The sequence below is a fragment of the Micromonospora sp. DT4 genome (assembly GCF_049841675.1).
GTDB lineage: Bacteria > Actinomycetota > Actinomycetes > Mycobacteriales > Micromonosporaceae > Micromonospora.
Map to the genome: position 1 here is coordinate 1 of NZ_JBNCKT010000407.1, position 409 is coordinate 409.

General features: G+C 62.3%; 1 protein-coding gene. It reads left to right on the forward strand.

Annotation, left to right across the window (positions count from 1 at the left end):
- Nucleotides 1-154: 154 nt before the first annotated feature.
- Nucleotides 155-409 (forward strand): hypothetical protein (locus ACLQ24_RS30335; protein WP_425895156.1); only part of this gene is annotated, 255 nt, incomplete at its 3' end.

The window sequence follows — 409 nt, forward strand, 5'->3', positions numbered from 1 at the left end:
CGCTGCCGCTGCCGCTGCCGCTGCCGCTGCCGCTGCCGCTGCCGCTGCCGCTGCCGCTGCCGCTGCCGCTGCCGCTGTCGGGCAGGATGCCGTCGCTCCTGCGCAGGCGCAATGGTCTCTCGACGGGCGCACACTAAAACGCGACGGCAAAGAGGTGCGCAAAATCGGAGACAAGGCCGCCAAACTACTTCGACTTCTTATCAACAAGCGCGGCACGGACAACGAATTCGTGACGCACGCCGAGGTCAAGAGTGTGCACACGGGCCCCGCAACGCCCGGTTCGGCTATCGGCAACGTACGGGATGCATTAAAGGGAACGGAAGGATTAGAGAAGGATTCGTGGAAGATAGAATCCAGCTGGGATGGAGCGGGTTGGCGTCTTGTTGGTTTGTGGAATGTGCAGGTTGAG